This is a genomic window from Paenarthrobacter sp. TA1.8 (genome assembly GCF_048595705.1).
Classification (GTDB): domain Bacteria; phylum Actinomycetota; class Actinomycetes; order Actinomycetales; family Micrococcaceae; genus Arthrobacter; species Arthrobacter nitroguajacolicus.
Map to the genome: position 1 here is coordinate 1,329,527 of NZ_CP184287.1, position 23,046 is coordinate 1,352,572.

The 23,046-nt window shown below is 63.4% G+C and carries 21 protein-coding genes and 1 pseudogene; 15 read left to right on the forward strand and 7 right to left on the reverse strand.

All coding sequences use genetic code 11. The features are described 5' to 3' along the window. Positions 1-264: 264 nt before the first annotated feature. Positions 265-1,068 carry a carbon-nitrogen hydrolase family protein gene (locus ACNAOT_RS06380; RefSeq protein ID WP_420180454.1) on the forward strand — a complete coding sequence of 268 codons (804 nt, stop codon included), beginning with the start codon at positions 265-267 and terminating at the stop codon, positions 1,066-1,068. Here ACNAOT_RS06380 and ACNAOT_RS06385 read toward each other — a convergent pair. Together ACNAOT_RS06385 and alr are read right to left on the reverse strand one after the other, a co-directional pair. Continuing rightward, positions 1,065-2,678 carry a PucR family transcriptional regulator ligand-binding domain-containing protein gene (locus ACNAOT_RS06385; protein ID WP_420180455.1) on the reverse strand — a complete coding sequence of 538 codons (1,614 nt, stop codon included), beginning with the start codon at positions 2,676-2,678 and terminating at the stop codon, positions 1,065-1,067. The two genes, ACNAOT_RS06380 and ACNAOT_RS06385, sit on opposite strands and share 4 nt — an antisense overlap. Beyond that, positions 2,668-3,915 carry an alanine racemase gene (gene alr / locus ACNAOT_RS06390; RefSeq protein WP_420180456.1) on the reverse strand — a complete coding sequence of 416 codons (1,248 nt, stop codon included), beginning with the start codon at positions 3,913-3,915 and terminating at the stop codon, positions 2,668-2,670. Before alr ends, ACNAOT_RS06385 begins: the two co-directional genes overlap by 11 nt. 194 nt (positions 3,916-4,109) lie before the next feature. On the opposite strand from alr, the gene ACNAOT_RS06395 reads away from it, so the two are divergent. Further along, the gene (locus ACNAOT_RS06395) at positions 4,110-5,540 is read left to right on the forward strand and encodes an amino acid permease (protein ID WP_420181131.1); all 1,431 of its coding nucleotides are present in this window, start codon (positions 4,110-4,112) and stop codon (positions 5,538-5,540) included. Then, on the forward strand, positions 5,537-7,243 hold the full coding sequence (locus ACNAOT_RS06400; RefSeq protein WP_208295752.1) for a flavin monoamine oxidase family protein: 1,707 nt from the start codon (positions 5,537-5,539) through the stop codon (positions 7,241-7,243). The genes ACNAOT_RS06395 and ACNAOT_RS06400 overlap by 4 nt, the downstream gene beginning before the upstream one ends. Before the next feature lie 76 nt (positions 7,244-7,319). Here ACNAOT_RS06400 and ACNAOT_RS06405 read toward each other — a convergent pair whose 3' ends face one another. From ACNAOT_RS06405 to purU, 3 genes are all read right to left on the reverse strand, one after another. Next, positions 7,320-7,838, reverse strand: coding sequence for a gamma carbonic anhydrase family protein (locus ACNAOT_RS06405; RefSeq protein WP_091466026.1), 519 nt, complete (start codon positions 7,836-7,838; stop codon positions 7,320-7,322). A gap of 72 nt (positions 7,839-7,910) precedes the next feature. Continuing rightward, a complete protein-coding gene (locus ACNAOT_RS06410) occupies positions 7,911-8,576 on the reverse strand; it encodes a class I SAM-dependent methyltransferase (RefSeq protein ID WP_420180457.1) in 666 nt (221 codons plus the stop codon). A gap of 21 nt (positions 8,577-8,597) precedes the next feature. Further along, entirely contained in the window at positions 8,598-9,449 is an 852-nt protein-coding gene (gene purU, locus ACNAOT_RS06415; protein WP_091466029.1) for a formyltetrahydrofolate deformylase, read from the reverse strand. A 236-nt stretch (positions 9,450-9,685) separates the two neighbouring features. Between purU and glyA the strand changes: the two genes are divergently transcribed. The 5 genes and pseudogenes from glyA to ACNAOT_RS06440 all read left to right on the forward strand — a co-directional run bounded on the left by glyA (position 9,686) and on the right by ACNAOT_RS06440 (position 14,825). Continuing rightward, on the forward strand, positions 9,686-10,981 hold the full coding sequence (gene glyA / locus ACNAOT_RS06420) for a serine hydroxymethyltransferase (RefSeq protein WP_364308261.1): 1,296 nt from the start codon (positions 9,686-9,688) through the stop codon (positions 10,979-10,981). Positions 10,982-11,114: 133 nt separating this feature from the next. Further along, positions 11,115-12,008 (forward strand): bifunctional methylenetetrahydrofolate dehydrogenase/methenyltetrahydrofolate cyclohydrolase, encoded by an 894-nt coding sequence (locus ACNAOT_RS06425; RefSeq protein ID WP_420180458.1) that lies wholly within the window; start codon positions 11,115-11,117, stop codon positions 12,006-12,008. Between the two features lie 200 nt (positions 12,009-12,208). Then, positions 12,209-13,139 (forward strand): annotated as a pseudogene (locus ACNAOT_RS06430) (ABC transporter ATP-binding protein). Beyond that, positions 13,099-13,995 carry an ABC transporter permease gene (locus ACNAOT_RS06435; RefSeq protein ID WP_420180459.1) on the forward strand — a complete coding sequence of 299 codons (897 nt, stop codon included), beginning with the start codon at positions 13,099-13,101 and terminating at the stop codon, positions 13,993-13,995. Before ACNAOT_RS06430 ends, ACNAOT_RS06435 begins: the two are co-directional and overlap by 41 nt. Next, entirely contained in the window at positions 13,992-14,825 is an 834-nt protein-coding gene (locus tag ACNAOT_RS06440; RefSeq protein WP_420180460.1) for an ABC transporter permease, read from the forward strand. The genes ACNAOT_RS06435 and ACNAOT_RS06440 overlap by 4 nt, the downstream gene beginning before the upstream one ends. A gap of 27 nt (positions 14,826-14,852) precedes the next feature. On the opposite strand, the gene ACNAOT_RS06445 is transcribed toward ACNAOT_RS06440, so the two are convergent. Continuing rightward, positions 14,853-16,178, reverse strand: a complete 1,326-nt coding sequence (locus tag ACNAOT_RS06445) for an MFS transporter (protein WP_420180461.1) — start codon at positions 16,176-16,178, stop codon at positions 14,853-14,855. Positions 16,179-16,228: 50 nt separating this feature from the next. Then, the gene (locus ACNAOT_RS06450; protein WP_420180462.1) at positions 16,229-17,320 is read right to left on the reverse strand and encodes a C45 family autoproteolytic acyltransferase/hydolase; all 1,092 of its coding nucleotides are present in this window, start codon (positions 17,318-17,320) and stop codon (positions 16,229-16,231) included. A gap of 181 nt (positions 17,321-17,501) precedes the next feature. On the opposite strand from ACNAOT_RS06450, the gene ACNAOT_RS06455 reads away from it, so the two are divergent. The 7 genes from ACNAOT_RS06455 to ACNAOT_RS06485 all read left to right on the forward strand — a co-directional run bounded on the left by ACNAOT_RS06455 (position 17,502) and on the right by ACNAOT_RS06485 (position 23,042). Beyond that, entirely contained in the window at positions 17,502-18,554 is a 1,053-nt protein-coding gene (locus tag ACNAOT_RS06455) for a LacI family DNA-binding transcriptional regulator (protein ID WP_420180463.1), read from the forward strand. Positions 18,555-18,618: 64 nt separating this feature from the next. Then, entirely contained in the window at positions 18,619-19,185 is a 567-nt protein-coding gene (locus tag ACNAOT_RS06460) for a hypothetical protein (RefSeq protein ID WP_091466044.1), read from the forward strand. A gap of 10 nt (positions 19,186-19,195) precedes the next feature. Continuing rightward, positions 19,196-20,029, forward strand: a complete 834-nt coding sequence (locus ACNAOT_RS06465) for an exodeoxyribonuclease III (protein WP_178997816.1) — start codon at positions 19,196-19,198, stop codon at positions 20,027-20,029. Between the two features lie 20 nt (positions 20,030-20,049). Then, entirely contained in the window at positions 20,050-21,174 is a 1,125-nt protein-coding gene (gene trpS, locus ACNAOT_RS06470) for a tryptophan--tRNA ligase (RefSeq protein ID WP_420180464.1), read from the forward strand. A 4-nt stretch (positions 21,175-21,178) separates the two neighbouring features. Next, complete coding sequence (locus tag ACNAOT_RS06475) at positions 21,179-21,856, forward strand: 2'-5' RNA ligase family protein (protein ID WP_420180466.1); 678 nt, start codon at positions 21,179-21,181, stop codon at positions 21,854-21,856. Beyond that, the gene (locus ACNAOT_RS06480) at positions 21,783-22,868 is read left to right on the forward strand and encodes a YihY/virulence factor BrkB family protein (protein WP_420181132.1); all 1,086 of its coding nucleotides are present in this window, start codon (positions 21,783-21,785) and stop codon (positions 22,866-22,868) included. Before ACNAOT_RS06475 ends, ACNAOT_RS06480 begins: the two co-directional genes overlap by 74 nt. Before the next feature lie 21 nt (positions 22,869-22,889). Next, positions 22,890-23,042 carry a hypothetical protein gene (locus tag ACNAOT_RS06485; RefSeq protein WP_420180467.1) on the forward strand — a complete coding sequence of 51 codons (153 nt, stop codon included), beginning with the start codon at positions 22,890-22,892 and terminating at the stop codon, positions 23,040-23,042. The last annotated feature ends 4 nt before the right edge of the window (positions 23,043-23,046 follow it).

Genomic DNA, 23,046 nt, shown 5'->3' on the forward strand with positions numbered 1-23,046 from the left:
ACAGCGAGTCAACCCTGCCCGACATACTCCAACGCAAGATCGAGAAATATGTACCCCTTGTGAGGCCCGTTATGCGCACTATGAACCCATGTTTGCCTGCAGAGCGGGCCTCGCAACAGGGGAGCGGCGTGCATTGCGTCCCGATCCGGAGTTCCCCGGGTCCAATTGCCTCACCCGCCGAGAAAGTCCCGGGCCTACGCTGGAAGCAAGAAACGTCCCGGGCACGTGTATGAGGCATCGGGATCAGGCGAAACCAAGGTGGTAATGATGCTGCTCTCAGTCCTGCAGGCGAACGCTTCCGTGATGGACGTTGAGGCGAACCTGCACACAATCGACGACGCCGCGCAGCGCGCCGCCCAAGCCGGGTCCGGGCTGCTCCTCACCCCGGAGCTGTTCCCCGTGGGCTACGCACCCTTGCGGCTCCACGCCGAACTGGACCCATCTACGCTCCCCGGCATCCGTGAACGGCTGGCCGGCATCGCCCGGACCAACGGCATTGGCTTGGTTTATAGCCTTCCGGCACCGGCAGCGGGAAGCGAAGGGAGTTGGCACATCACCGCCACCCTCCTCGACTCGGCAGGCAACGAGGTCCTCAACTACGCCAAAGTGCACCTCTTCGGTCCGGAGGAGCATAAGGCGTTCGTCGGCGCCCAAGAACCTCCCGCCGTCGTGGATTTCAACGGGATCCGCACATCGATGCTGATTTGCTACGACGTCGAGTTCCCGGAAGCCGTCCGTGCCGCTGCCACACGAGGTGCTGAACTCCTGCTGGTGCCGACTGCCCTTTCCGCCGGGTTCGACAACGTGCCGCAGGTCCTTATCCGTGCCCGCGCGTTGGAAAGCCAACTCAACGTGGCCTACGCCAACCACAGCGGACACGAGGACATCTACAACTTCCTGGGCGGCAGCGTTGTTGCCGGACCAGACGGATCGTTGCTTGCCGCTGCGGGGGAGTCCGCCACTCTGTTGTTCGCGGAGGTCGGCACGGAATCAGTAAAAGCGGCACGCGAAGAAGTCCCGTACCTGCGCGAACGCCGGCCGGAACTCTACGAGAAGTGGGACAACTAGTCGCCCGTCGAATCACCGGAAAGGCCAGCGACCAGCTCCTCCACGTACTGCAACGCAAACCACAGCTCGGCCCGGACTTGGGCTTGGTTGAGGTCCATGTCAAGCAGCTCGCCGAGCACGCCGATCTGCCGCCGCACGCTGTTGCGGTGCAGCCCCAGCAGCTTGGCCGAGCCGTCCCAACTGCCGTTCTCGCTAAGCCAACCGCGCAAGACAGCAAGAAGCGGATCCCGACGGTCCGGTTCAAGCGCCAGCACGGGTGCAAGGAGTCGTTCGGCCAGCATGGTCCCGGCTTCGCGGCCCAGCAGACCTGAGACAGACCACGTGACCTCATCAACGCGGGCGCTCTTGCCCGTGGAAAGAACGCGGCTTCGCAGGGAGCTTGCACGTTGGTAGGCCGCTTGGAGTCCAAGGAGCTCGGTTGGTTCCCCGATGACCAGCCGCCAGCCCAGCTTCTCCACGTCGGCCAGCAAGGAATCGTCCACCCTCAAGCGGGTAATGGCCGCGAAACCGTACTCGGTAATTTCCACCAGTTTGGTATCGAACAGCCTCCGCCACTGCAGTAGTTCCCTCACCGGTCCGTCGTCTGCCGCTCCGTCCACCCTGATGCCCTGCACCACCCGCATCTGCGCCGAACGAGTGGAAGACAGGCTCTGCGCCAGCAGGTCCTTGAGCCCGTTGACATGTTTAGTGCCACCCAACGCAACCGAATCCGGGTGCAGCAAAACAGCCGTAGCCAGCTGGCTAGGTGCCAACGAGCCACTGGTCCGTTGCCTCACCAACAACTCCAGCAAGCCCACGGCTGACTGCACCACATTGTTTTGCGCAGGCGTCAGCGGTGCATCCGAACCGAGGATCAAAGCGCCAAGGTTGGCATCCTTAGTGCTGCGCAATGGGTGTCCGAACACCAATTCCGAACCCGGCTGTTCGAAACCGTCCATCTCCACCCGTGGACCGCTGCCGGACAGCAACCGCTCCAGGAGGGGTGTCAACAAGGAATGCTCGACGCCGCTGCTGCCGCCGGCGTTGTGCCCCCGGGCACGGACCCGTCCGTCAGCGCCCACCAGAACAGCCCACACGGGCACCCTCTGCACCAGGGCGGCCAACAGTTCATGTTCGGGCCGGGGGGAGAGTACCGCCCGCATGAGTTGGCGGTTGGTGTCGGCCAGTTGCCGGAAGACCCGCGCGTTGTCAGTTTCCAGAAGCTGGGAGAACTCCAAGCCAATCGCCGCGAAAGGCACAGACTCCGGTACCTCGAACAACGTGAGGTTGTGCTTGCGGCAAGCGTCCAGCAGGACGTCCGGGACGGCGTCGAAATAGGGCCTGATACCGAAGCCGAGGGCCGCAACCTTGGCACCCACGAGCCGCCGTACGTAGGCGTCCACCTTGGCCGCCGAGCCGCCCTTCCCAAGGAAGGGCAACCCGGCGGTGAGGAGGAACTCGCCCTCCGGCAGGTACGGCGTAGGGTCTTCGAGCTCACTGGGTTCCACCCACCGCAGCAGCGAGGTCCCGCTGCCGCCGTCGTGAAGCATTTTCAACTCCGGCGGCAGCTGCTCCAGGAACTGCTCGAGCGTGACAAAACTCAGGCGGGCGGTGGCGGGCTCAGGCGACATTGCCCTGCCCGGCGGCGGCCGGCTCCTGGTAGTCGGGGCACTCGTAAGCGGAGTCCTGGTTGGCGCTGCTTGCATAGGCGCGCGGCAGGCGCGGTGCAATCCTGTTGATGATCTCGTCGCCGTGGCTTCCGATCGCGGCACCCCAGTCGTCGGCGCTCGCCGCCCCGCATGCCGGGTCACCGAACAACACTGCGGTGTCCCCGACGTCGATTCCCGAAGCGTCCGGTCCGAGGTCCACCATGAACTGGTCCATGCAGACCTTGCCGATCACCGGCACCGCGCGTCCGGCCACGTTCACAACGGAGCGGCCGCTGATGCCCTTGGGGATACCGTCCGCGTAACCGAGCGGGATGAGCCCGAGGTAGCGCGGTTCGTAGGTGATGGCCTGGTGTTCGTAGCTGACGCCTGTGCCTGCCGGGACCTTCTTGACCATGACCAGCGGCGCCGTAACGCTGAGCGCCGGGCGCAGGCCAAAGTCAGCCGGGTTCAGGTGATCGGCCGGGGCAAGCCCGTAAATGGCCAGTCCCGCGCGGACCATGTCGAAGTGGAACTCCGGCCGGTCCAGGATGTTGGCAGAACTGGAAACATGCCTGAGGTCGGGGCTCAGTCCTGCCTCGCGCGCTTGGTGAACGGCGTCCTCGAACTCCGCGACGGCGGTGGCGTTACCGGGGTGCGCGGGGACATCGGCCCAGGCCAGGTGGGTCCAGAGGCCTCGAACACGGAGGGTCCCGTCCAGCTCAGCTTGCCGTGCGTGCGCCACAAGTTCAGCCCAGTCTTCCTTTCGTGCACCGCCGCGGCTGAGGCCGCTGTCCAGTTCCAAATGCACGACGGCGGGACGGCCAAGGCGTTTCGCGATGCCTGCCAGCACCTCCAGTTGGCTGACGCTTCCAAGGGACACATCAACGTCGTTTTCCAGTGCCTCAAGAATGGTGGCGCTTGTCTGGGATGCCAGATACAGCCACGACAGTATGGGAACGGTGATGCCCGCTTGGCGGAGTGCGATTGCTTCACTGAGCTGGGCTGTGCCAAGCCAGTCTGCACCAGCTTCCACGGCGGTGCGAGCAACTTCCACCAGGCCGTGGCCGTAGGCGTTGCCCTTGACTACGGCCATGAAGTACGGCGCCTCGGTGCGATTTTTCAGGGCCTTGACGTTGTCTGAAATGGCAGACAGGTCCACGTTGACCTGCCCGGAAAGGGCTGCAGCGGCAGCCTCTTGATAGTGTGCATTACGTCTCATGGTTGAACACTATAGGTCATTTTGCACCGCGGTGAGAGGTGGCTCACATGCCAGTCTTGTGGAGGGGAAATCGAAACTACTTTGAAGGGACGTCAAGGGTGACTGTGCCTGTGAACACCAAAAACCCGGCCGCGGCAAGCGCCGCCAGGCCGAGCCTCGGCGCGCAACTCCTGCGCCGCAAGCCAATTGGCCAGATGGTCAGCGAAGCCGGTAGCGGCGAAGGCGGAACGCCGCTGGTCCGCAGCTTTGGCGTCTTCCAACTCACCATGATCAGCGTCGGAGCTACGCTCGGCACCGGCATCCTGGTGATCCTCGGCGAATCAGTGCCGCTGGCCGGTCCGGCCATCTGGATCTCGTTCGTCATTGCCGGACTCGCCGCGCTGCTTTCCGCTGTTTCCTATGCCGAAATGGCTGGGCTCGTTCCGGTGGCAGGCTCGTCCTACTCCTACTCTTACGCCACCATGGGCGAGGGCATGGCCTGGATTTGTGGATGGTGCCTGGTGCTGGAGTACGCGGTCTCCGTGGCAGCCGTTGCCGTGGGCGCCGGCCAGTATGTCAACGAGACCCTCGCCGCGTTTGGCCAGTTCCTGCCGGACGCGATGAGCCAGCCGCCAGGGGACGGCGGGCTGGTGAACGTGCCCGCCATGGTGATCGTGATCCTGGCTATGCTCCTGCTGGTCCGTGGTGCCCGTGAGAGTGCGTGGATCAACACAGCGATCGTCGTGATCAAGGTGGGCATCCTGATCTTCTTCTGCGCAGTAGCCTTCACCGCTTTCAATGCCGGCAACTTCGAGCCGCTGCTGCCCATGGGCGCCGCCGGTGTTTCCGCCGCCGCATCCAGCGTTTTCTTCTCCTACATCGGCTTCGACGCCGCTTCCACCGCCGGCGAGGAAGCCAGGAACCCCAAGCGCGACCTGCCCCGGGCCATCATGCTCTCCATGGTCATCGTGACCACCATCTACGTCCTGGTTGCCGTTGCAGCCATCGGCGCCCGCCCGTGGGGTTGGTTCGACGGCACAGAAGCTGCACTGGTTCAGATCCTGCACGAGATCACCGGCCGGCCATGGATCGCCCTGGTCTTCTCGGTAGGTGCTGTACTGGCCATCGCAAGCATCGTGCTGACCGTGCTCTACGGACAAACCCGCATCATGCTCTCCATGTCCCGCGACGGCATGGTTCCCAAAATCTTCGGCCGCGTTTCCCGCCGCACCGGCACTCCGGTGGCCGGCACGCTGATCATCGGTACCGCCGTCGCCCTCACCGCAGGCTTGGTCCCGCTGGGAGCCTTGGCGGACGCAACAAGCATCGGTACGCTCTTCGCGTTCGCGCTGGTCAACGTGGCCGTCATCTACCTGCGACGCAACCGGCCCGACCTGAAGCGCAGCTTCCGGGTCCCGCTGTACCCGATCACGCCAATCCTGGGCACCCTGATGTGCGCATATTTGATGCTCAACCTGGGCGCCGATACCTGGATCACCTTCGGTATCTGGATGCTGGTGGGCGTCGCCATTTACTTCGGCTATGGACGCCGGAACTCAAAGGTAGCCGCGCTCAGCGAGCAGGACTACCGTGAACTAACCACCAGGGCCGTGAGCCCGGAACCTGTGAAAGCAGCAAACTCATGACCATCGCCACAGAACTCCCTCTCATCGAGGAGCCGGGCGCGCCTGACGCGGCCGCTGGAGCACCTATCACCATGCTGAACCCGGACTTCCCGTTCAGCTACGACCACTACCTGGCGCACCCCGATGGGCTCGGCTCAATCCCGGAAGAGCTCTACGGCACGGAAGTAGCCATCATCGGCGCAGGCCTGTCCGGACTGGTGACCGCCTATGAATTGATGAAACTTGGCCTCAAGCCCGTCATCTACGAGGCCGACCAGATTGGTGGACGCCTCCGCACTGCGAGTTTCCCATCAGCTCCCGGGGTCGTGGCGGACCTTGGCGGCATGCGCTTCCCGGTCTCCGGCAAGGCGTTCTACCACTACGTGGACCTGCTTGGCCTGGACACCCAGGACTTCCCGAACCCCATGGCGCCGGCAACCTCCTCCACAGTGATCGAACTCGCGGGCAAGAAGCACTACGCCACCACGGCTGACGAGCTGCCGGAGTTCTTCCTGGAAGTAGCCGACGCCTGGAAAGCAGCAGTCAACGATGGCGCCGCCTTCGCTGAGATGCAGGAAGCCATCAAGGCCCGCGACACCAAGCGGATCAAGGAACTCTGGAACGCGCTCTTGCCGGAGCTGGACGAGCAGACCTTCTACGGTTTCATCGCCGCCAGCAAATCCTTCAAAGAGGCCGGTTTTGCTCACCGCGAGGCCTTCGGCCAGGTGGGCTTCGGTACCGGCGGTTGGGACACCGATTTCCCCAACTCCATCCTCGAAATCCTCCGCGTGGTCTACACAGATGCCGACGACCAGCACCGCTCCATTGCCGGAGGAGCGCAAAGGCTCCCTGAGGCACTCTGGAACCACGCGCCGTCGGACCTTAAGTACTGGCCCGAGGGCACGTCCCTGGCGTCGCTGCACTCCGGCTCGCCCCGCGGAGCCGTGGACAACATCCGCCGGGTAGAGAACGGTGACCTCCTGGTCCGCGAGAACTGGGGACGCGAAGCCACCTACCAGGCCGTGGTGACCACCTGCCAGTCCTGGCTGCTGTCCACACGCATCCACACCGAGGAAGCGCTGTTCCCGGCCGGGCTGTGGACCGCGATCGAACGCTCGCATTACATGCAGTCTTCAAAGACCTTCGTGATGGTGGACCGCCCGTTCTGGAAGGACATCGATCCCGAGACCGGGCGCGAGGTCCTGTCCATGACGCTCACCGACCGCCTCAACCGGGCCACATACTTGCTCGACGACGGTCCTGACAAGCCCGCCGTCATGCTCCTGTCCTACACATGGAACGACGACGCCCTGAAATGGCTGGCCCTGACAGCGGACGAGCGCGTGAAGCTGATGTTGCACTCCTTGGAACAGATCTACCCGGGCGTAGACATTGCGAGCCACATCGTGGGGCAACCGATCACGGTGTCCTGGGAAGCGGATCCCAACTTCATGGGTGCGTTCAAGGCCAACCTGCCCGGCCACTACCGGTACCAGCAGCGCCTGTTCACGCACTTCAAGCAGGACCAGCTGCCGGAGCACCAGCGCGGCATCTTCCTCGCGGGCGATGACGTGTCCTTCACCGCTGGCTGGGCCGAGGGTGCCGTGACCACGGGCCTGAATGCAGTGTGGGGAGTGGTGAATCACCTGGGCGGTTCGTCCGCTGCCGGAAACCCGGGGCCAGGTGACCTGCTGGACGAGCTCGGCCCGATCTCCCTGGACTAGTCTCCTTACGTTACGAGGCCCGCTCTGCGCCCTAAACCCTCAGGTTAGGGCACAGAGCGGGCCTCGTATTCGGCGTTTAAGCGTGCATCTCCCTGTGCGCCGCAGCGAGTTCCTTGTAATGCGCGGCGTTGTGCTTGACGCCCTCGAACTCTTCGTCGGTGAGTTCACGGCGGACCTTTGCAGGTACACCCGCAACCAGTGAGCGCGGGGGAATGACAGTGCCTTCCAACACCACGGCCCCGGCAGCGATGAGCGAGCCAGTGCCAATCACCGCGCCGTTGAGGATGGTGGCGCTCATGCCGATGAGGCAGTCGTCCTCCACAGTGCATCCATGGACCACAGCGCTGTGCCCCACGGAGACGCGTTCGCCTACCGTGCAGGGGAAGCCGGGGTCGGCGTGGAGGACTACGTTGTCCTGGAGGTTGGACCCTGCGCCGACGCTGATGGCCGCTGTATCGGCGCGGACGGAGACGCCGTAGAAAGCGCTCGAGTCCTCGGCCAACGTGGCCTTGCCAATAATGGAAGCCGTGGGCGCCACGAAGGCGGTTTCATGGATGGCCGGGGTATCCCCGGCGAAAGTGTAAGAGGGAGCCATGGAGTCAGCTTAGTTCCCAACTGAGTCGCAGCAGAGCGCGTTTTGAGCGCTCAAAACGCGCTCTGCTGCGACTCAGTTGGGTGCAGGGGTGCGGAGGACCAGGAATTGATAGTGCTGGGACCAGTTTCCTGCGCCCGGCCCGGATTCCACTCCCACGCCCTCCGGCCACGTCCGGAAGTGCTCCACCGAACCGTGCTCGCCAAAAATACGCTGCACGGTTTCGTCGCTGCGACGGCTGAAGAAGCGCCGCGGTTCCTCAAGGTCTTCAGGGTTCAAGACTTCGCAATCCTCACCTGACCAGAGTCCGACGGCGATTGGCGCACCAGGTGCCGTGACCCGCACAAGTTCGCGGACGACGTCGTGAATTCTGCTGTTGGGGACGTGCAGGAGAGTGCTCATGGTCCAGGCGGCTGAAAAGACTGCATCCGGAAACGGCAGGCTGCGGCCGCTGGCAACAGAAGCCTCAAGCCCGGCCGAGCGCGCCAAGTGAACGCTCTCCGAGGACAGGTCCACGCCGGTGTAGTGCAAGCCGGCGCGGACGAACTCCACGCCCTCAACCCCAGTGCCGCAACCCAGCTCAAACAACGAATGACGGCGCTCGGACTTCAACAGCCGGATGAACCACTCCCGGCTCTCAACCCGGTGCGGCGTCAGCGCGCGGGTGTTCCGCACCGGTGCCTGGCGGTCGTAGAAGACAGCCAGGTCAGCCTCGTGGTCGGCGTCAGGGATGCCCCGCATACCCCCAGCATAGGAGTGGCGTTAGTTGAACACCACGGTCCGGGTACCGTCCAGGAGCACACGGTGTTCGGCGTGCCACTGGACCGCCTGAGCCAGCGTACGGCCTTCGACGTCGCGGCCCATCTGGACGAACTGGGCAGCCGTGCGCGCGTGATCAACGCGGATGACTTCCTGCTCGATGATCGGACCCTCATCGAGGTCGGCCGTCACGTAGTGGGCCGTGGCGCCGATGATCTTTACACCTCGTGCGTGTGCCTGGTGGTACGGCTTGGCGCCCTTGAAGGAGGGGAGGAACGAGTGGTGGATGTTGATGGCCTTGCCGTTCAACTCCGTGCACAAATCGTTGGACAGGACCTGCATGTACCGTGCCAGGACAGTCAGCTCGACATCGTGCTCGGCAATCAGCTTCAGCAGTTGCGCCTCGGCCTGCGGCTTGGTCTCCGGCGTTACCGGGATGTGGTGGAACGGGATGCCGTAGAACTCCGCCAGCGACTCAAGATCCCGGTGGTTGGACACAATCGCCGGAATCTCAATGGGCAAAGTGCCCGTGCGCTGCTGGAACAAAAGGTCGTTGAGGCAGTGCGCATCCTTGGAACACAGGATGATGGTGCGGACCTTTTCGCCCACGGGGTTGATTTGCCAGGTCATGCCGAACGATTCAGCTACCGGCCGCAAGGCCGTGGCCAGTTCGGCCTGGGAGGACGACGTCGATGCCTCCACGCGCATGAAGAAGTTGCCTGTGCTGGGGCTTCCGTACTGCTGGGAATCGGCGATATTGCAGCCGGCATCAAGCAGGGCTCCGGCTACCGCGTGGACGATGCCGGGGCGGTCGGGGCAGGAAAGTGTTACTACGAAAGCGGTGGATTCAGTCACACGATCAAGCCTACCTGTGCTGCCTTGTTGTACTGTTAACGGGTCGCAACTGGCGTTGGGTGGACTACCACCAGGGAGCGGCAATCATGAAGACCACGGATCGTACGCCTGGGCCGAGGGTCATGTCTTACCGCTGCACGCACGTGACCGATCCCTCCGTCAAAAAGGGGACGCGGGAATGCTGCTGCCGGTAGCCTGACCTGTAGCACCACCCGTTGCCTAGCCAGGAGATTTCCGTGACTACCACAACCACTTCCGCGTCTGTCAGCAACCAGTCGCTCGCCGATCTCGATCCCGAGATCGCAGCAGTCCTCAACCAGGAACTCGGCCGCCAGCGCGGCACCCTGGAAATGATTGCGTCCGAAAACTTCGCCCCCCGCGCCGTCATGGAAGCTCAGGGCTCCGTCCTGACCAACAAGTATGCCGAGGGCTACCCGGGCCGCCGCTACTACGGCGGTTGTGAATACGTCGACGTCGCCGAGCAGCTTGCGATCGACCGCGTCAAGGAACTCTTCGGCGCCGAGTACGCCAACGTCCAGCCGCACTCCGGTGCCCAGGCAAACGCTGCAGCGCTCTCCGCCATGATCACCCCGGGCGACAAGATCCTGGGCCTCTCGCTGGCACACGGTGGCCACCTGACCCACGGCATGAAGCTCAACTTCTCCGGCAAGCTCTACAACGTAGCTGCTTACCAGGTTGAAGAGGACAACTTCCGCATCGACATGGACAAGCTCCGCGAGCAGGCCATCGCCGAGAAGCCGCAGGTCATCATCGCCGGCTGGTCCGCCTACCCGCGGCACCTCGATTTCGCTGCCTTCCGCTCCATCGCCGACGAAGTCGGCGCACTCCTGTGGACGGACATGGCGCACTTTGCCGGCCTGGTTGCAGCGGGCCTGCACCCGAGCCCGGTGCCGTACTCCGACGTCGTCACCTCCACGGTCCACAAGACCCTGGCCGGCCCCCGTTCCGGTGTGATCCTTGGCAAGCAGGAGTGGGCCAAGAAGCTCAACTCCAGCGTCTTCCCGGGCCAGCAGGGCGGGCCGCTCATGCACGTGATCGCGGCCAAGGCTGTTGCGTTCAAGATCGCCGGTGGCGAAGAGTTCAAGGAGCGCCAGGAGCGTGTCCTCGAAGGTGCCAAGATCATCGCTGACCGCCTGAACCAGGCCGATGTTGCCGAAGCCGGCGTCTCCGTCCTCACCGGTGGCACCGACGTTCACTTGGTCCTGGTTGACCTGCGCAACTCGCAGCTGGATGGCCAGCAGGCCGAGGACCTCCTGCACTCCGTGGGCATCACCGTGAACCGCAACTCTGTTCCGTTCGACCCCCGCCCGCCGATGGTCACCTCCGGCCTCCGCATTGGTACCCCTGCCTTGGCCACCCGCGGATTCGGTGCTGCCGAGTTCACCGAGGTCGCCGAGATCATCGCCGCCGCGCTCAAGGCCGGTACCTCGGCCGACGTCGAAAGCCTCCAGGCCCGCGTCGACAAACTGGCCGCTGACTTCCCGCTGTACCCGCAGCACGAGCAGTGGTAAATCCGCGTTTCCGCGGCTAAGTAACGCATTTCCCGGGCACTGAACCGGAGCTGACGGGATCCGCCGCCACACCTACGGCGGCGGGTCCCGTTGGCATGAGCCATTAGGTCACCCACCAGAAAGAGCAGATGGAATGACACAGTCCACCGCACAGATCCTTGACGGCAAGGCCACCGCCGCAGCCATCAAGGCAGAACTGACCACTCGCGTTTCCGTCCTGGCCGCGAGGGGAATCGTCCCCGGCCTGGGCACCATTCTGGTGGGTTCCGACCCCGGCAGCACCTGGTACGTCGGCGGCAAGCACAAGGACTGCGCCGAGGTTGGCATCCAGTCCATCCGCCGCGACCTCCCCGAGGACATCAGCCAGGAAGACCTCCTGGAGGTTGTCCGGGAGCTCAACGACAACCCGGAATGCACCGGCTACATCGTCCAGCTGCCGCTCCCCAAGCACATCGACCAGGACGTCATCCTCGAAGCCATGGACCCTGACAAGGACGCCGACGGCCTGCACCCCATGAACCTTGGCCGCCTGGTGGCCAACGTCAACGGCGAGATGAAGTCCCCGCTGCCCTGCACGCCCAAGGGCTGCGTGGAGCTGCTCCGCCGCCACAACATTGAACTCAAGGGCAAGCGCGTCCTGGTGGTGGGCCGCGGCGTCACCATCGGCCGCCCCATCGGCCTCCTGTTGACCCGCAAGGAAGTTAACGCCACGGTCATCCTGGCCCACACCGGAACGGTGGACCTGCCCGCGGAACTCAAGCAGGCCGACGTCGTGATTGCAGCTGCCGGCGTGCCGCACATGATCAAGGCTGAAGACCTCAAGCCGGGCGCAATAGTGCTCGACGTCGGCGTCAGCCGTGTGGACGACGGCAACGGTAAGGCTGTTGTTACCGGAGATGTTGACCCGGCAGCTGCCGACGTCGCCGCTTGGCTGTCCCCGAACCCGGGCGGCGTGGGGCCGATGACCCGTGCCATGCTGCTCGCGAACGTCGTGGAGAGTGCGGAGCGCCAGGCAGGCATCGCCTAAGTTCCTCCGACCATTGCAAGGCCCATTACGGGGCTAAGCTGCCGAAGATGCCGTGCGCACGGCATCTTCCGCAGGGAACCCCCGAGATGGCCTCGCATAAGTCAGGGGGCGCTACTAGTGTGCTGAGGGTGCACAATGAAGCAATCCGCTCTCCGACACCGTCACCAACACAGTCAGAATCGTCGCAATCCGGCTTCGACATGAACCGACCATCCGTCATCAGCGCGCGGAACCTCACCAAGGCCTATGGTGACCTCACCGCCGTGGACAACATCTCCTTCGACGTACCGGCGGGGGAGTCTTTCGGGCTGCTGGGCCCCAACGGTGCCGGCAAGTCAACCACCATGAAAATGATCGGCGGCGTATCCCAACGCACCTCGGGCACGCTCAGCATCATGGGCTTGGACCCGGAATCCCACGGCCCCGAAGTAAGAGCGCATCTGGGTGTGGTCCCACAACAGGACAACCTGGATGAAGAGCTCAAGGTTCGCGAGAACCTGATCGTCTACGGGCGCTATTTTGGCCTGCCCCTGAGCAGCCTCCGGCCGAAGGCTGATGAGCTGCTGGAATTCGCTCAGCTAACGGACAAGGCCAATTCCAAGGTGGACGCGCTCTCCGGAGGCATGAAGCGACGGCTCACAATAGCCCGGTCGCTCATCAATGAGCCCCCGGATCCTGCTCCTCGACGAGCCCACCACCGGCCTGGATCCGCAGGCGCGCCACATTCTCTGGGACCGCCTGTTCCGGCTTAAGGAAAGCGGCGTAACCCTCATCCTCACTACGCACTACATGGACGAGGCTGAGCAACTCTGCGACCGCCTGATCGTGGTGGACAAGGGCAAGATCATGGCCGAAGGATCGCCCGCGGCCCTGATTCGCGAACACTCGTCGCGCGAAGTACTGGAGCTCAGGTTCGGGTCCGAGCGGAACGCGAGCATCGGCGTCGAGCTTCAAGGCATTGGTGAGCGGCTGGAGACACTGCCGGACCGTGTGCTCATCTACGCGCACGACGGTGAGGCCGCGCTGGAGCAGGTCACTGCCCGCGGGCTGCACCCCATGACCTCGTTGGTGCGTCGCTCGTCGCTGGAAGATGTGTTCCTGCGGCTTACCGGCAGGAGCCTCGTTGACTGAGTCGGTGAACAAACCACGCACGACGGCGGAGCAGCCGTTGCGGGCCCACTCGCCTGAGGTTTCGGCCGCCAGGGCGCGTCGCTGGGGTTCCTTCTTCTACGCTGAGCAGGTGCTCCGTGTCATGCGGAACTACGGCTGGTCCGTGATCCTGTACAGCGTGGGGCAGCCGGTGGCGTACTTGTTTGCCATGGGAGTCGGCTTGGCCAGCCTGGTGGACGCCAACAGCGCAGCAGAGTTTGGCGGTGTCAGCTACCTCGAGTTCGTGGCGCCGGCGCTGCTGGTCTCCGCGGCGGTGATGACGGCGTCGGGGGAGTTCTCGTACCCCATTATGGACGGCTTCAAATGGCGCCGCGTGTTTTATGGTCCGCATGCCTCGCCGCTGACACCGCAGCAGATCGCCAGCGGCCACGTCATGGCCAGTTCCCTGCGCTTCCTGTTGCAGTCGTTGGTCTATTTCGTGGTGGTGGCCATGTTTGGCGCTTCGCCGAGTCCATGGGGCTGGGTCTCGGCCATCGTGGCCACGGTCGCGGCGCTCTCCTTCGGCTTGCCGCTGATGGCCTATGCCGCCAGCATCAAGCAGGACAAGGGGCAGTTCGCATTGGTGCAGCGATTCATCGTCATGCCGCTCTTCCTGTTCTCCGGGACGTTCTTCCCGCTGGATTCGCTGCCGATCGCAGTTCGTTGGATCGGTTGGATATCACCGGTGTGGCACGGAACTGAGTTGGGTCGGGTCTTCACCTACGGGATGGACCAAAATCCGTTGCTGACCATCACCCACGTGGTGTTCCTGCTGGCGACCGCCACTGTTGGCTGGATACTTGTCCGCCGCCAGTTCGTGAAAAGGATGGGCTCTTGAGTGTCCTGACAGGTGGCCACAGCGCCACGGATCTTGCCCGTGAGCGCAAGTTCGGTTCCCTCTACTCCCGCAACGCCAAGGCAGTGGTGGGCCGTGGGCTGATGGCTGCCAGGAGCAGCACGTGGCTGGTGATGGTGTCGGGGTTCTTCGAGCCTGTGCTGTTCCTGCTGGCCATGGGCGTGGGCATGGGCTCCATAGTGGGCACTGTCCAGGGTCCAGGCGGCGAGGAAATCAGCTATGCGGCGTACATTGCGCCGGCACTCCTGGCGGTCTCGGCCATGAACGGAGCAATTTATGATTCCACGTGGAACGTCTTCTTCAAGATGAATTTCGCCAAGCTGTACCAAGGGATGCTCTACACATCCTTGGGGCCGTTGGACGTGGCGATCGGAGAGATCTTCCTGGCACTCCTTCGGGGCCTGCTGTACGCCACGGGATTCACCGCTGTCATGGGGGTAATGGGACTGCTCACCAGTTGGTGGGCCGTCCTGGTCATTCCTGCTTCGGTGCTGATCGCGTTCGGTTTTGCGAGCTTTGGGATGGGCATCACCAGCTTCATGAAGACCTTCCAGCAGATGGACTGGATCAACTTCTTCCTGCTGCCCATGTTCCTGTTCAGCCCCACGTTCTACCCGCTCAGCGTCTACCCGCAGGTCATCCAGTGGTTCATCCAGGCCATGCCCCTGTGGCACGGGGTGGAACTCCTGCGCCAGATCAGCGTGGGCTCGTTCAGCCCGGCCACTGCCATCCACGTGGGTTACTACGTTGTGATGATCGCGCTCGGGATCATGCTGACCACCGCAAGGCTGCGCCAGCTGTTCCTGAAGTAGGACCAGCCGGCGCAGCCCGCACAGGTCCTAGGCCGTCTCGATCTCAGCCATGGTCAGCTTTGCGTTGTCGCGCAGGCCCCAGGAGCACAGTCCCATGACTGCCAGCGCGGAGACTGTGTAAATCACGACGCCGATCGGGTCGCCATGCGTGGCGATCAGCAATGCCGTGGCCACAGTGGCTGCCGTGCCGCCTCCCAGGGCTGAGCCGATTTGATAGCTGGCCGAAATGGCCGAGTAGCGGGAAGCTGCCGGGAACTGTTCGCCAAGGAATGCCGGCAACGGGCCCTGCGGAACAGTGTTCAGCGCGCCGCCGAGCGTGAACATGAGGAGGGCAAGCCAGCCGGTGTGTGTCTCGATGGCCGGGAAGAACGCCAGGAAGTAGATGATGAGCATCACCGAACCACCAATCATCACCGGCTTACGGCCGATCCTGTCGGAAAGTATCGCCGCGAGAGGTGCGGAGATGACGCTGGCCAGGGCACCCCACAGCTGGAACTGAAGTGATTCACTGTCGGAATAGCCGCGCTGGAGCACGTACGACATGAGGAACACCGTGGCGATGTAGGTGAAGGTGTTGTAGCCGTAGCTGACGCCGATCGACATCAGGATCTGCCGCGGATGCGACTTGAGGACTGCCAACAGTGGAATCCGGGGTGCCCGGGTGCCGGAAGGGCGTTCGTCCTGGGGGAGGGTCAGCCGGGCAATAAGGCCAGCCAGTACCAGCAGGCCGCCGATCCAGAAGGGTACCCGCCAAGCGAAGCTGGCCACTTCGCCGCCCGCGACGGCGTCAGTGAGCGTAAAAACGCCGGAACCCATCAGCACGCCCAACCCGATGCCCATGCTGGTGAAGCTTCCCCACAGTCCTCGGCGACCCGCCGGTGCCGCCTCGATTCCCAACAAGGCAGCGCCTCCCCATTCACCGCCGGCAGAGAATCCTTGAACCAGACGCAATGCGATGAGCAGCATAGGGGCCGTGGCGCCGATCGAATCCGCACTAGGCAGGCAGCCGATCAGGAAGGTGCTCCCACCCATCAGGATGAGCGTGAGGATCAGGATCCTGCGCCGGCCGAGACGGTCGCCGAAGTGGCCCAGGACGATACCGCCCAAGGGCCGGGCCAGGAATCCGGCACCGAAGGAAGCGAACGCCACCAATGTTCCGGTCAGAGGATCAAGGTTGGGGAAGAAGAGCTGCGGAAACACCAAGGCTGCAGCCAATCCGTAGATGGTGAAGTCATAAAACTCCAGTGCGGTTCCAAAACAGGAGACGAAGAAAGTACGGGCAGCTGAGATGGGGCGCTTGGACGACGGACCTTGTGGTTCCAGCGCAACATTGGGCTGAAGGGATTGCGGCAAGGAAGTGCCTTTCGTTGGTTGTTTTGTTGGGGCCTTGAGGCTGGTCGGGCTTAGAAGATCAGGAAGCCATCGCGTGCGGCGTCGGCGGGGTTGGCAGCTGCGTAAGCGAGGGAGCAGTCACCGCCATCGACGCTGATGGTCAGCAGCGTCTGCCACTGCTCGTGTCGCGGCGCCGAGGCGTCAGGATGGAAACAGACCACGGATGAAGCTCCCTCTGACGAGCAGAACTGCTTGGCCCGGTCCGCGATGCCCAGGCCTGCGAGCTCCGTCCTCACGCGCCCAAGGTGGGCCAGGCGCTGGGGCGACAACGCGCCGTCGTCGATTGTGTCCTCTTCCGCGAGGACGGGGTCCAGGAAGTGGTTCGTATGGAGCAGCCAGCCGTCGCTGCCGGCATCCACGACGGCGGTGCCGGCGGGAGAGACCTCGATGCTGGCGGCCAGGCGCGGGGTACTGGTGCCGGAAGCGGTAGCTGTGAAAACAGTGAAAACGGTAGAGGCGCTCACTCTTGCTGAGGACGCGATGTCGATAGCTTGGTCGATGGTCGAGGCCTCATCGAGGATGCGGCGGGCGATTGCGTGGACCGGAACTCCAGCGGAGTCATCATCCCTGGAGTGGGCAAGGATGTTGAAATGCAGGCCGAGGCCCTCACTGTTGACACCGATCTTGCCCAGCGTCCCGAACTCCGTGAACGTCTTGGTGGTCCGACCGGAGGACGGGGTTACCTCGAGCAAGAGTCCGTCGGGGGCGAGGTGGTCATGCCAGTCCCAGGTCTGAATGGTTTCCGGCGCCGAAGCCCGGGCTGGTGCGTAGACCGCCGTCGAGCATTCATGGGAGGCGACCTTCCGGGGTGCGGCCGCAAGAATCTCAGTGCGTGCGTTGACCACACCCAGCTCCCAGGTCTCGAGTCCGGCGCCGTTGGCCCAGCCCTCGGCTTCCTCTGCCAGTGCCGGGCACCAGGCGTGGAGGGCTGCATGGCTCTGCTCCGCAATGTCCCGGACTTTCTGCGGTGCGATGCCAAGCGTGGCGAAGAAGTCAAAGTAGAGCTTGGCGGTATTGCGTGTTTGAGCCTCCCAGGTGCGGCCGATGTCGAGGCCGCGCTCGCGGGGATCGGGCGCGGCGGATGTGTGGCGGTGAAGCTGCATAGGTCTCCTTGAGGGAGAGCCATCCCCGTCTGAGTGCGGGTGGGCTCTTGGATGAGGTGGATCACTTGTGACGCTCAAAGTACGGAAGAAAAACGTTTTTGTGTAGCTGGTCCGCGAGATTTATCGTTAATTTCGGAAACCGGGTCTGATGAGATCCCTCGGAGGCGAATGCAGGAGGCCCATGGCCCGCGAACAACAACACGGCGCGACGATCTGGGACGTAGCGCGGAAAGCCGGAGTGTCGATCACCACGGTGTCGCACTCCCTCAATGGCAAGGGCAACATCAGCGAGGCCACCCGGGAACGGGTTCGCGCCGTCGCCTCGGAGATGGGTTACGTTGCAGACGCCATGGCACGGGGGCTTCGAAGTTCCAAGATGAATGCGATCGGGCTGGTATTCCGCTCCTTGGACAGCTTGGGCAACTATGGTCCCAATGGCGTGGACGTCTTCATGAAACTCGCGGGAGCAGCCGCCGCCGAGACGCTGAATCGGAATCTGGGTCTGATGCTCGTCCCCGACTTGAGCCGTGGACCGCTTCCCCCGTTTTCCATGTCCCTGGACGGTTACATAGTTTTCGCCCCGCATTTGGATGACCCAGTGGTGGCTTTGCTGGAGAAGCGTGGAATTCCGTATGTGACCTGGGATCGCGATCCGGGCCGCCCCGACTTCCGGAACTGGGTCGCTCACGACGACGCAGCGTCCACACGAGTCGTCCTGGACCACCTGGCAGCCGCGGGCGCTGGATCCATCGCTTACGTGGGCGGGACGGACAGGAACGCCTGGAACTTCGATTGCGAGGCCGCCTACGTTGCCTGGTGCCTGGAAACCGGAAAGGAGCCCCGGATTTATCACGTACCGGAACGGGACGGCGTGGAGGGTGGTCGGCAAGTGGGCGCCAGGATTTTGGGCGACGGCCTGCCCGGCGCAGTTTTTTGCTTAACGGGTAGGCACGCCAGCGGGGCAGCCCAGGCCATGCAGGAACGTGGAGTCCGTATCCCGGGGGACCTGCTGGTGTGCACGGGCTCGGACTCTGAACACTCGCGGCAGCACAAGCCCCCGATTTCGGCCCTTGACGTGGATATTCCTGCCGCGGCCGCCGCGCTGGTTGAGCGACTCTGCGAAGTCATGGAGGGTAAGCCGGAGTCGGACCCGGTTCTGCTGGCGGCGCGGTTCCTGCACCGCAAATCCACGTCGCCGGGCAAGACCCGGAATCAGCAGAGGCGCGGATCCTAGCGTGGCATGTTCGCCGTCCGTGGAAGCGGACGGGGCACCTTTCCGCATTTGAGAGAATGGGTTCATGCAATCTCTTGGTGACCCGCACCCGTCCACGTCCCCCGCCGGTAAAGGCATGTTCAAGGGCTTCCGCATCGGCGGCCTGGGGATGACAGTCGTCATCATCGCTTTCCTGGTAGCCGTCATCTTTGCGGCCAACCAGAACGATGTTGTGGGCTGGGTTGTTGCCGTGGTCGCTTTCGGGTGGCTTGCCCTTGCAACGTTCGTGGTGCTGAGCATCCGCAAGGCCGCGCAGCGGGCCGGTGCCAAACTGAGCGAAGCGCAAAATGCGTTCAACGCCGCAGCCGGCCGCGCGCCGTCGTCGTCCGCTGCTGACAGCGGTGGCACGCGCATAGTTGCCGAGCGCAGCAAAGCCGATGAAGTGCGCGACCTTAAGCTGGACCACTCCTTCAAGATTGTCCAGGTGCAGGTCCGTGTGGTGGACGAGGAACGCGCCAAGGGCGCAACGGCCAACCAGGACACCATCAACCGGGCGCTCGAAACCATCGCCATTACGGCCACGAATGCGCGGGACATGATCAAGTCTTCAGGTGGCTCGGACGAGCCCGTGGCCGGCACCATCATCGACTAGAGTGGACCGGGTGAGTACGGCATTGAAGAAGGACTTCCTTCGCATCGCATCAGTTAACGTCAATGGCCTGCGGGCTGCCTACAAGAACGGCATGGCGGAATGGCTGGAGCCACGCGAGGTAGACATTCTCTGCCTGCAGGAAGTGCGCGCCCCTGACGACATCGTCAGGAAGCTGATCGGCGAAGGCTGGCACATCCTCCACACTGAGGCTGAGGCCAAGGGCCGCGCCGGTGTGGCCATTGCATCCCGCGAGGAGCCCACGGCCACTCGCGTTGGCGTTGGCGACGACTACTTCGATAAGTCCGGGCGCTGGGTTGAAGCGGACTACACCGTCAGGAACACAGCCGGTGACCCTACCACCCTCACCGTTGTCAGTGCTTACGTGCACTCCGGAGAGGTCGGAACCCCCAAGCAGGACGACAAGTTCCGCTTCCTCGATGCCATGACCGTCCGCCTGCCTGAGCTCGCGAAACACAGCGACCATGCTTTGGTGGTTGGCGACCTCAACGTCGGACACACTGAACTCGACATCAAGAACTGGAAGGGCAACGTCAAGCGTGCCGGCTTCCTCCCGGAGGAGCGAGCATACTTTGACCGCTTCCTCGGCGAAGAAATCGGATGGAGGGATGTCCACAGGGGCCTGGCAGGTAATGTCGCCGGCCCCTACACCTGGTGGTCCCAGCGCGGTAAGGCCTTTGACACTGACACAGGCTGGCGCATCGACTACCACCTGGCCACCCCGGACCTCGCAGCTGCCGCTTTCTCGGCTGTGGTGGACCGGGCGCCTTCGTGGGACACCCGCTTCTCTGACCATGCACCGCTGGTAGTCGACTACCGGCTCTAAGCTTCCTAAGGTATTGCTCCATGACTAGTTCCACCACGACTGAAACCGGCGCAGCGGCTGATGCTGCGATCGCACCGAAGCCCGTAACGTCAACCAAGCTTGCCGTTGGCGCCAAGCACCGGGTCCTGTCCGGCATGCAGCCCTCCGCCGATTCCCTGCACCTTGGCAACTACCTCGGCGCCCTGGTCAACTGGGTCCGGATGCAGGACGAGTACGACGCCGTGTACTTCATTCCTGACCTGCACGCCATCACCGTGCCGCAGGATCCGGCGGAACTGGCCCGGCGGACCAGGGTTACGGCCGCCCAGTACATCGCCGGCGGCGTGGACGTGAACAAGTGCACGCTTTTCGTCCAGTCCCAGGTTCCCGAGCACGCCCAGTTGGCATGGGTCCTGAACTGCATCACGGGAATGGGCGAAGCCGCCCGCATGACCCAGTTCAAGGACAAGGCACAGAAGCAGGGTTCGGACCACGCCAGCGTTGGCCTGTTCACGTACCCCATCCTGCAGGCCGCTGACATCCTGCTGTACCAGCCGCACGGCGTGCCGGTGGGTGAAGACCAGCGCCAGCACGTGGAATTGAGCCGCGACCTCGCCAACCGTTTTAACAGCCGGTTCGGCGAGACGTTCCAAGTGCCTGAGGCCTTCATTCAGAAGGAATCGGCAAAGATCTACGATCTCCAGAACCCGACCGCCAAGATGTCCAAGTCGGCGGAATCACCGGCCGGACTGATCAATCTGCTGGATGACCCAAAGACGGTGGCCAAGCGGATTAAGTCTGCGGTTACGGACACCGAAACCGAGATCCGCTACGACCGCGAGAACAAGCCGGGCGTATCCAACCTGCTGACCATCTACTCGGCCATCAGCGGTACGCCGGTGGATAAGATCGTGGCTGACTATGAGGGGAAGATGTACGGCCACTTGAAGGTCGACTTGGCCGAACTCGTGTCCGGCCACCTGGCACCCATCCGGGAACGTGCCAACGAACTCCTGGCCGACCCCGCAGAACTCGACCGGCTCCTGGCCCTCGGCGCGGACAAGGCACGTGAAATTGCGGCCGCAACCCTCGCGGACGTCTACTCCAAGGTTGGTTTCCTGCCCTACCGCGGCGATGCCTCCCACGGAAACCAGGGAGTCCGCTAAGTCCATGTGCTCCGCTGGCCAGCTCAACGTCAAGACCGGCACCCGACAGGGTGCCGGTCCGGACGACTCCCGCCAGCCCGCTGTTTCCGGCACCGATTGCGGCGCTGGAGACACCATGTGCGTCGGAGTGATCCTCGGTTTCCCGCCGGAGATCGCCCGAGAACTCCAGGAATGGAGGGCCTCCTTCGGAGATCCGATGGCCGAGGTCATCCCTGCCCACATCACCCTGATCACCACCACACCCACCCAGGACTGGGCCGCCACCCGGGAGCACGTCAGGGAAGTCGCAAGGACCCAGGAACCTTTCGAAATCACCATTTCCGGCACGGGTTCTTTCCGTCCCGTCTCGCCGGTTGTGTTCGTCAATGTGGAGGAAGGCTTTGAAGAGTGCGTGCAACTGCACGAGAAACTTCAAACCGGCCCACTCGAACGGATGTTGCCGTTCCCGTACCACCCGCACGTCACCGTTGCGCACGATGTCGCCCAGGAAAACCTCGATGAGGCCGAAACGGTTCTCAGGGATTACCGGGCGACCTTCCCTGTGGTTAGCATGGGACTTTACGAGCACGACACCAATGGAATTTGGCAGCTACGGGAAGAGCTCGACTTTGGCGGCGATACTGACGAAGCACAGCAAGCGGATGCAAGCCGCAGAGGCGGACGTTCCTCCGCTGCCAACTGAGCTGGCGAAACTCAAACTCCAGCTTCTCCGCAAGCGGCAGGATTGGGGCCATGCGAAGCGCGCCGGCGAGGGCTTGCCGAAAAAGGTTGGTGCATTCTTTGCACTCATCCTCGCCAGGCTGAATACCAACCGGGCCATGCGTTCCTTCCAGCACTACACCCGGCAGCACGGGCCGTTGCTGAGCGCCGGTATCGGCTTCAACATGTTCTTCTCCGTGACGGGTCTGCTCACAACCGGCTTCGCCATCGCAGGCATCGTGTTGGGCGGTAACCCCGCGCTGCAGGATGCCGTGATCGACAGTGTGGCCGCGGCTGCCCCCGGGCTCCTTCAAGTGGATGGCGGCGAAGGGCTGGTGGATCCACAATCCCTGCTCAACCCGTCGGGACTTGGGTGGACGGCCCTCATCGCAGCGATTGTCACGGTGTTTGTTTCCCTGGGCTGGATCGCCAGCATCAGGGAAGGCCTCCGGGGGGTGATGAACGCTGACCCCTTGGTACGCAACCCGATCCTTCAAAAGCTCATCGACGCCGGCACCCTGCTGCTCCTCGGCGTCATCCTTGTGATCAGCGCAGGCGTCTCGCTCGTCTTTGGGACCGCAGCGGACTGGCTTATTGCTTTGCTCAAGCTTGATGAGGGCGTTGTCGAGCCCATAGCGGCGACCGTCAAGATCGTGGTCCCCCTTCTGTTGAACTGCGCGACGGCGGCAGTGCTGTTCCGCATTGCGGGTGGCCTGAAGCTGGGGCGCCGCGCATTCCTGGAAGGCGTGGTGCTGGCGGGCATAGGGACCACGATCCTGCAGTTCTTCAGCACCGAACTTCTGGCCCGGTCCGGCAACAATCCGGTCCTGGCATCGTTTGCCATCATTATCGGGCTGCTGATCTGGTTCAATCTGGTGAGCCAGGTGTATCTCGTCTCGGCGTCGTGGTCTGCTATTCGCGAGGCTGACACGGCATCGGGGGAGTCCCCCCGTAAGAAAGTCCTCGGTTCGCGTCGCGTGGCGCCCCGCACCTGACAGTTTTATCCGGAGGCCGCCGTGAACAACCAACTGTGGATCGCCTGTCTGCTCGGGGCTGCAGGGGGACTTGTGGTTGGTCAGTTGGTCTTCAATTCGCCCTTTCTGGGCATCCTCATTGGAGTTGGCCTTGGTGCCTTGGTCGGAGCCGCGGTGGGACCCCGCCGCGGTTAACAGG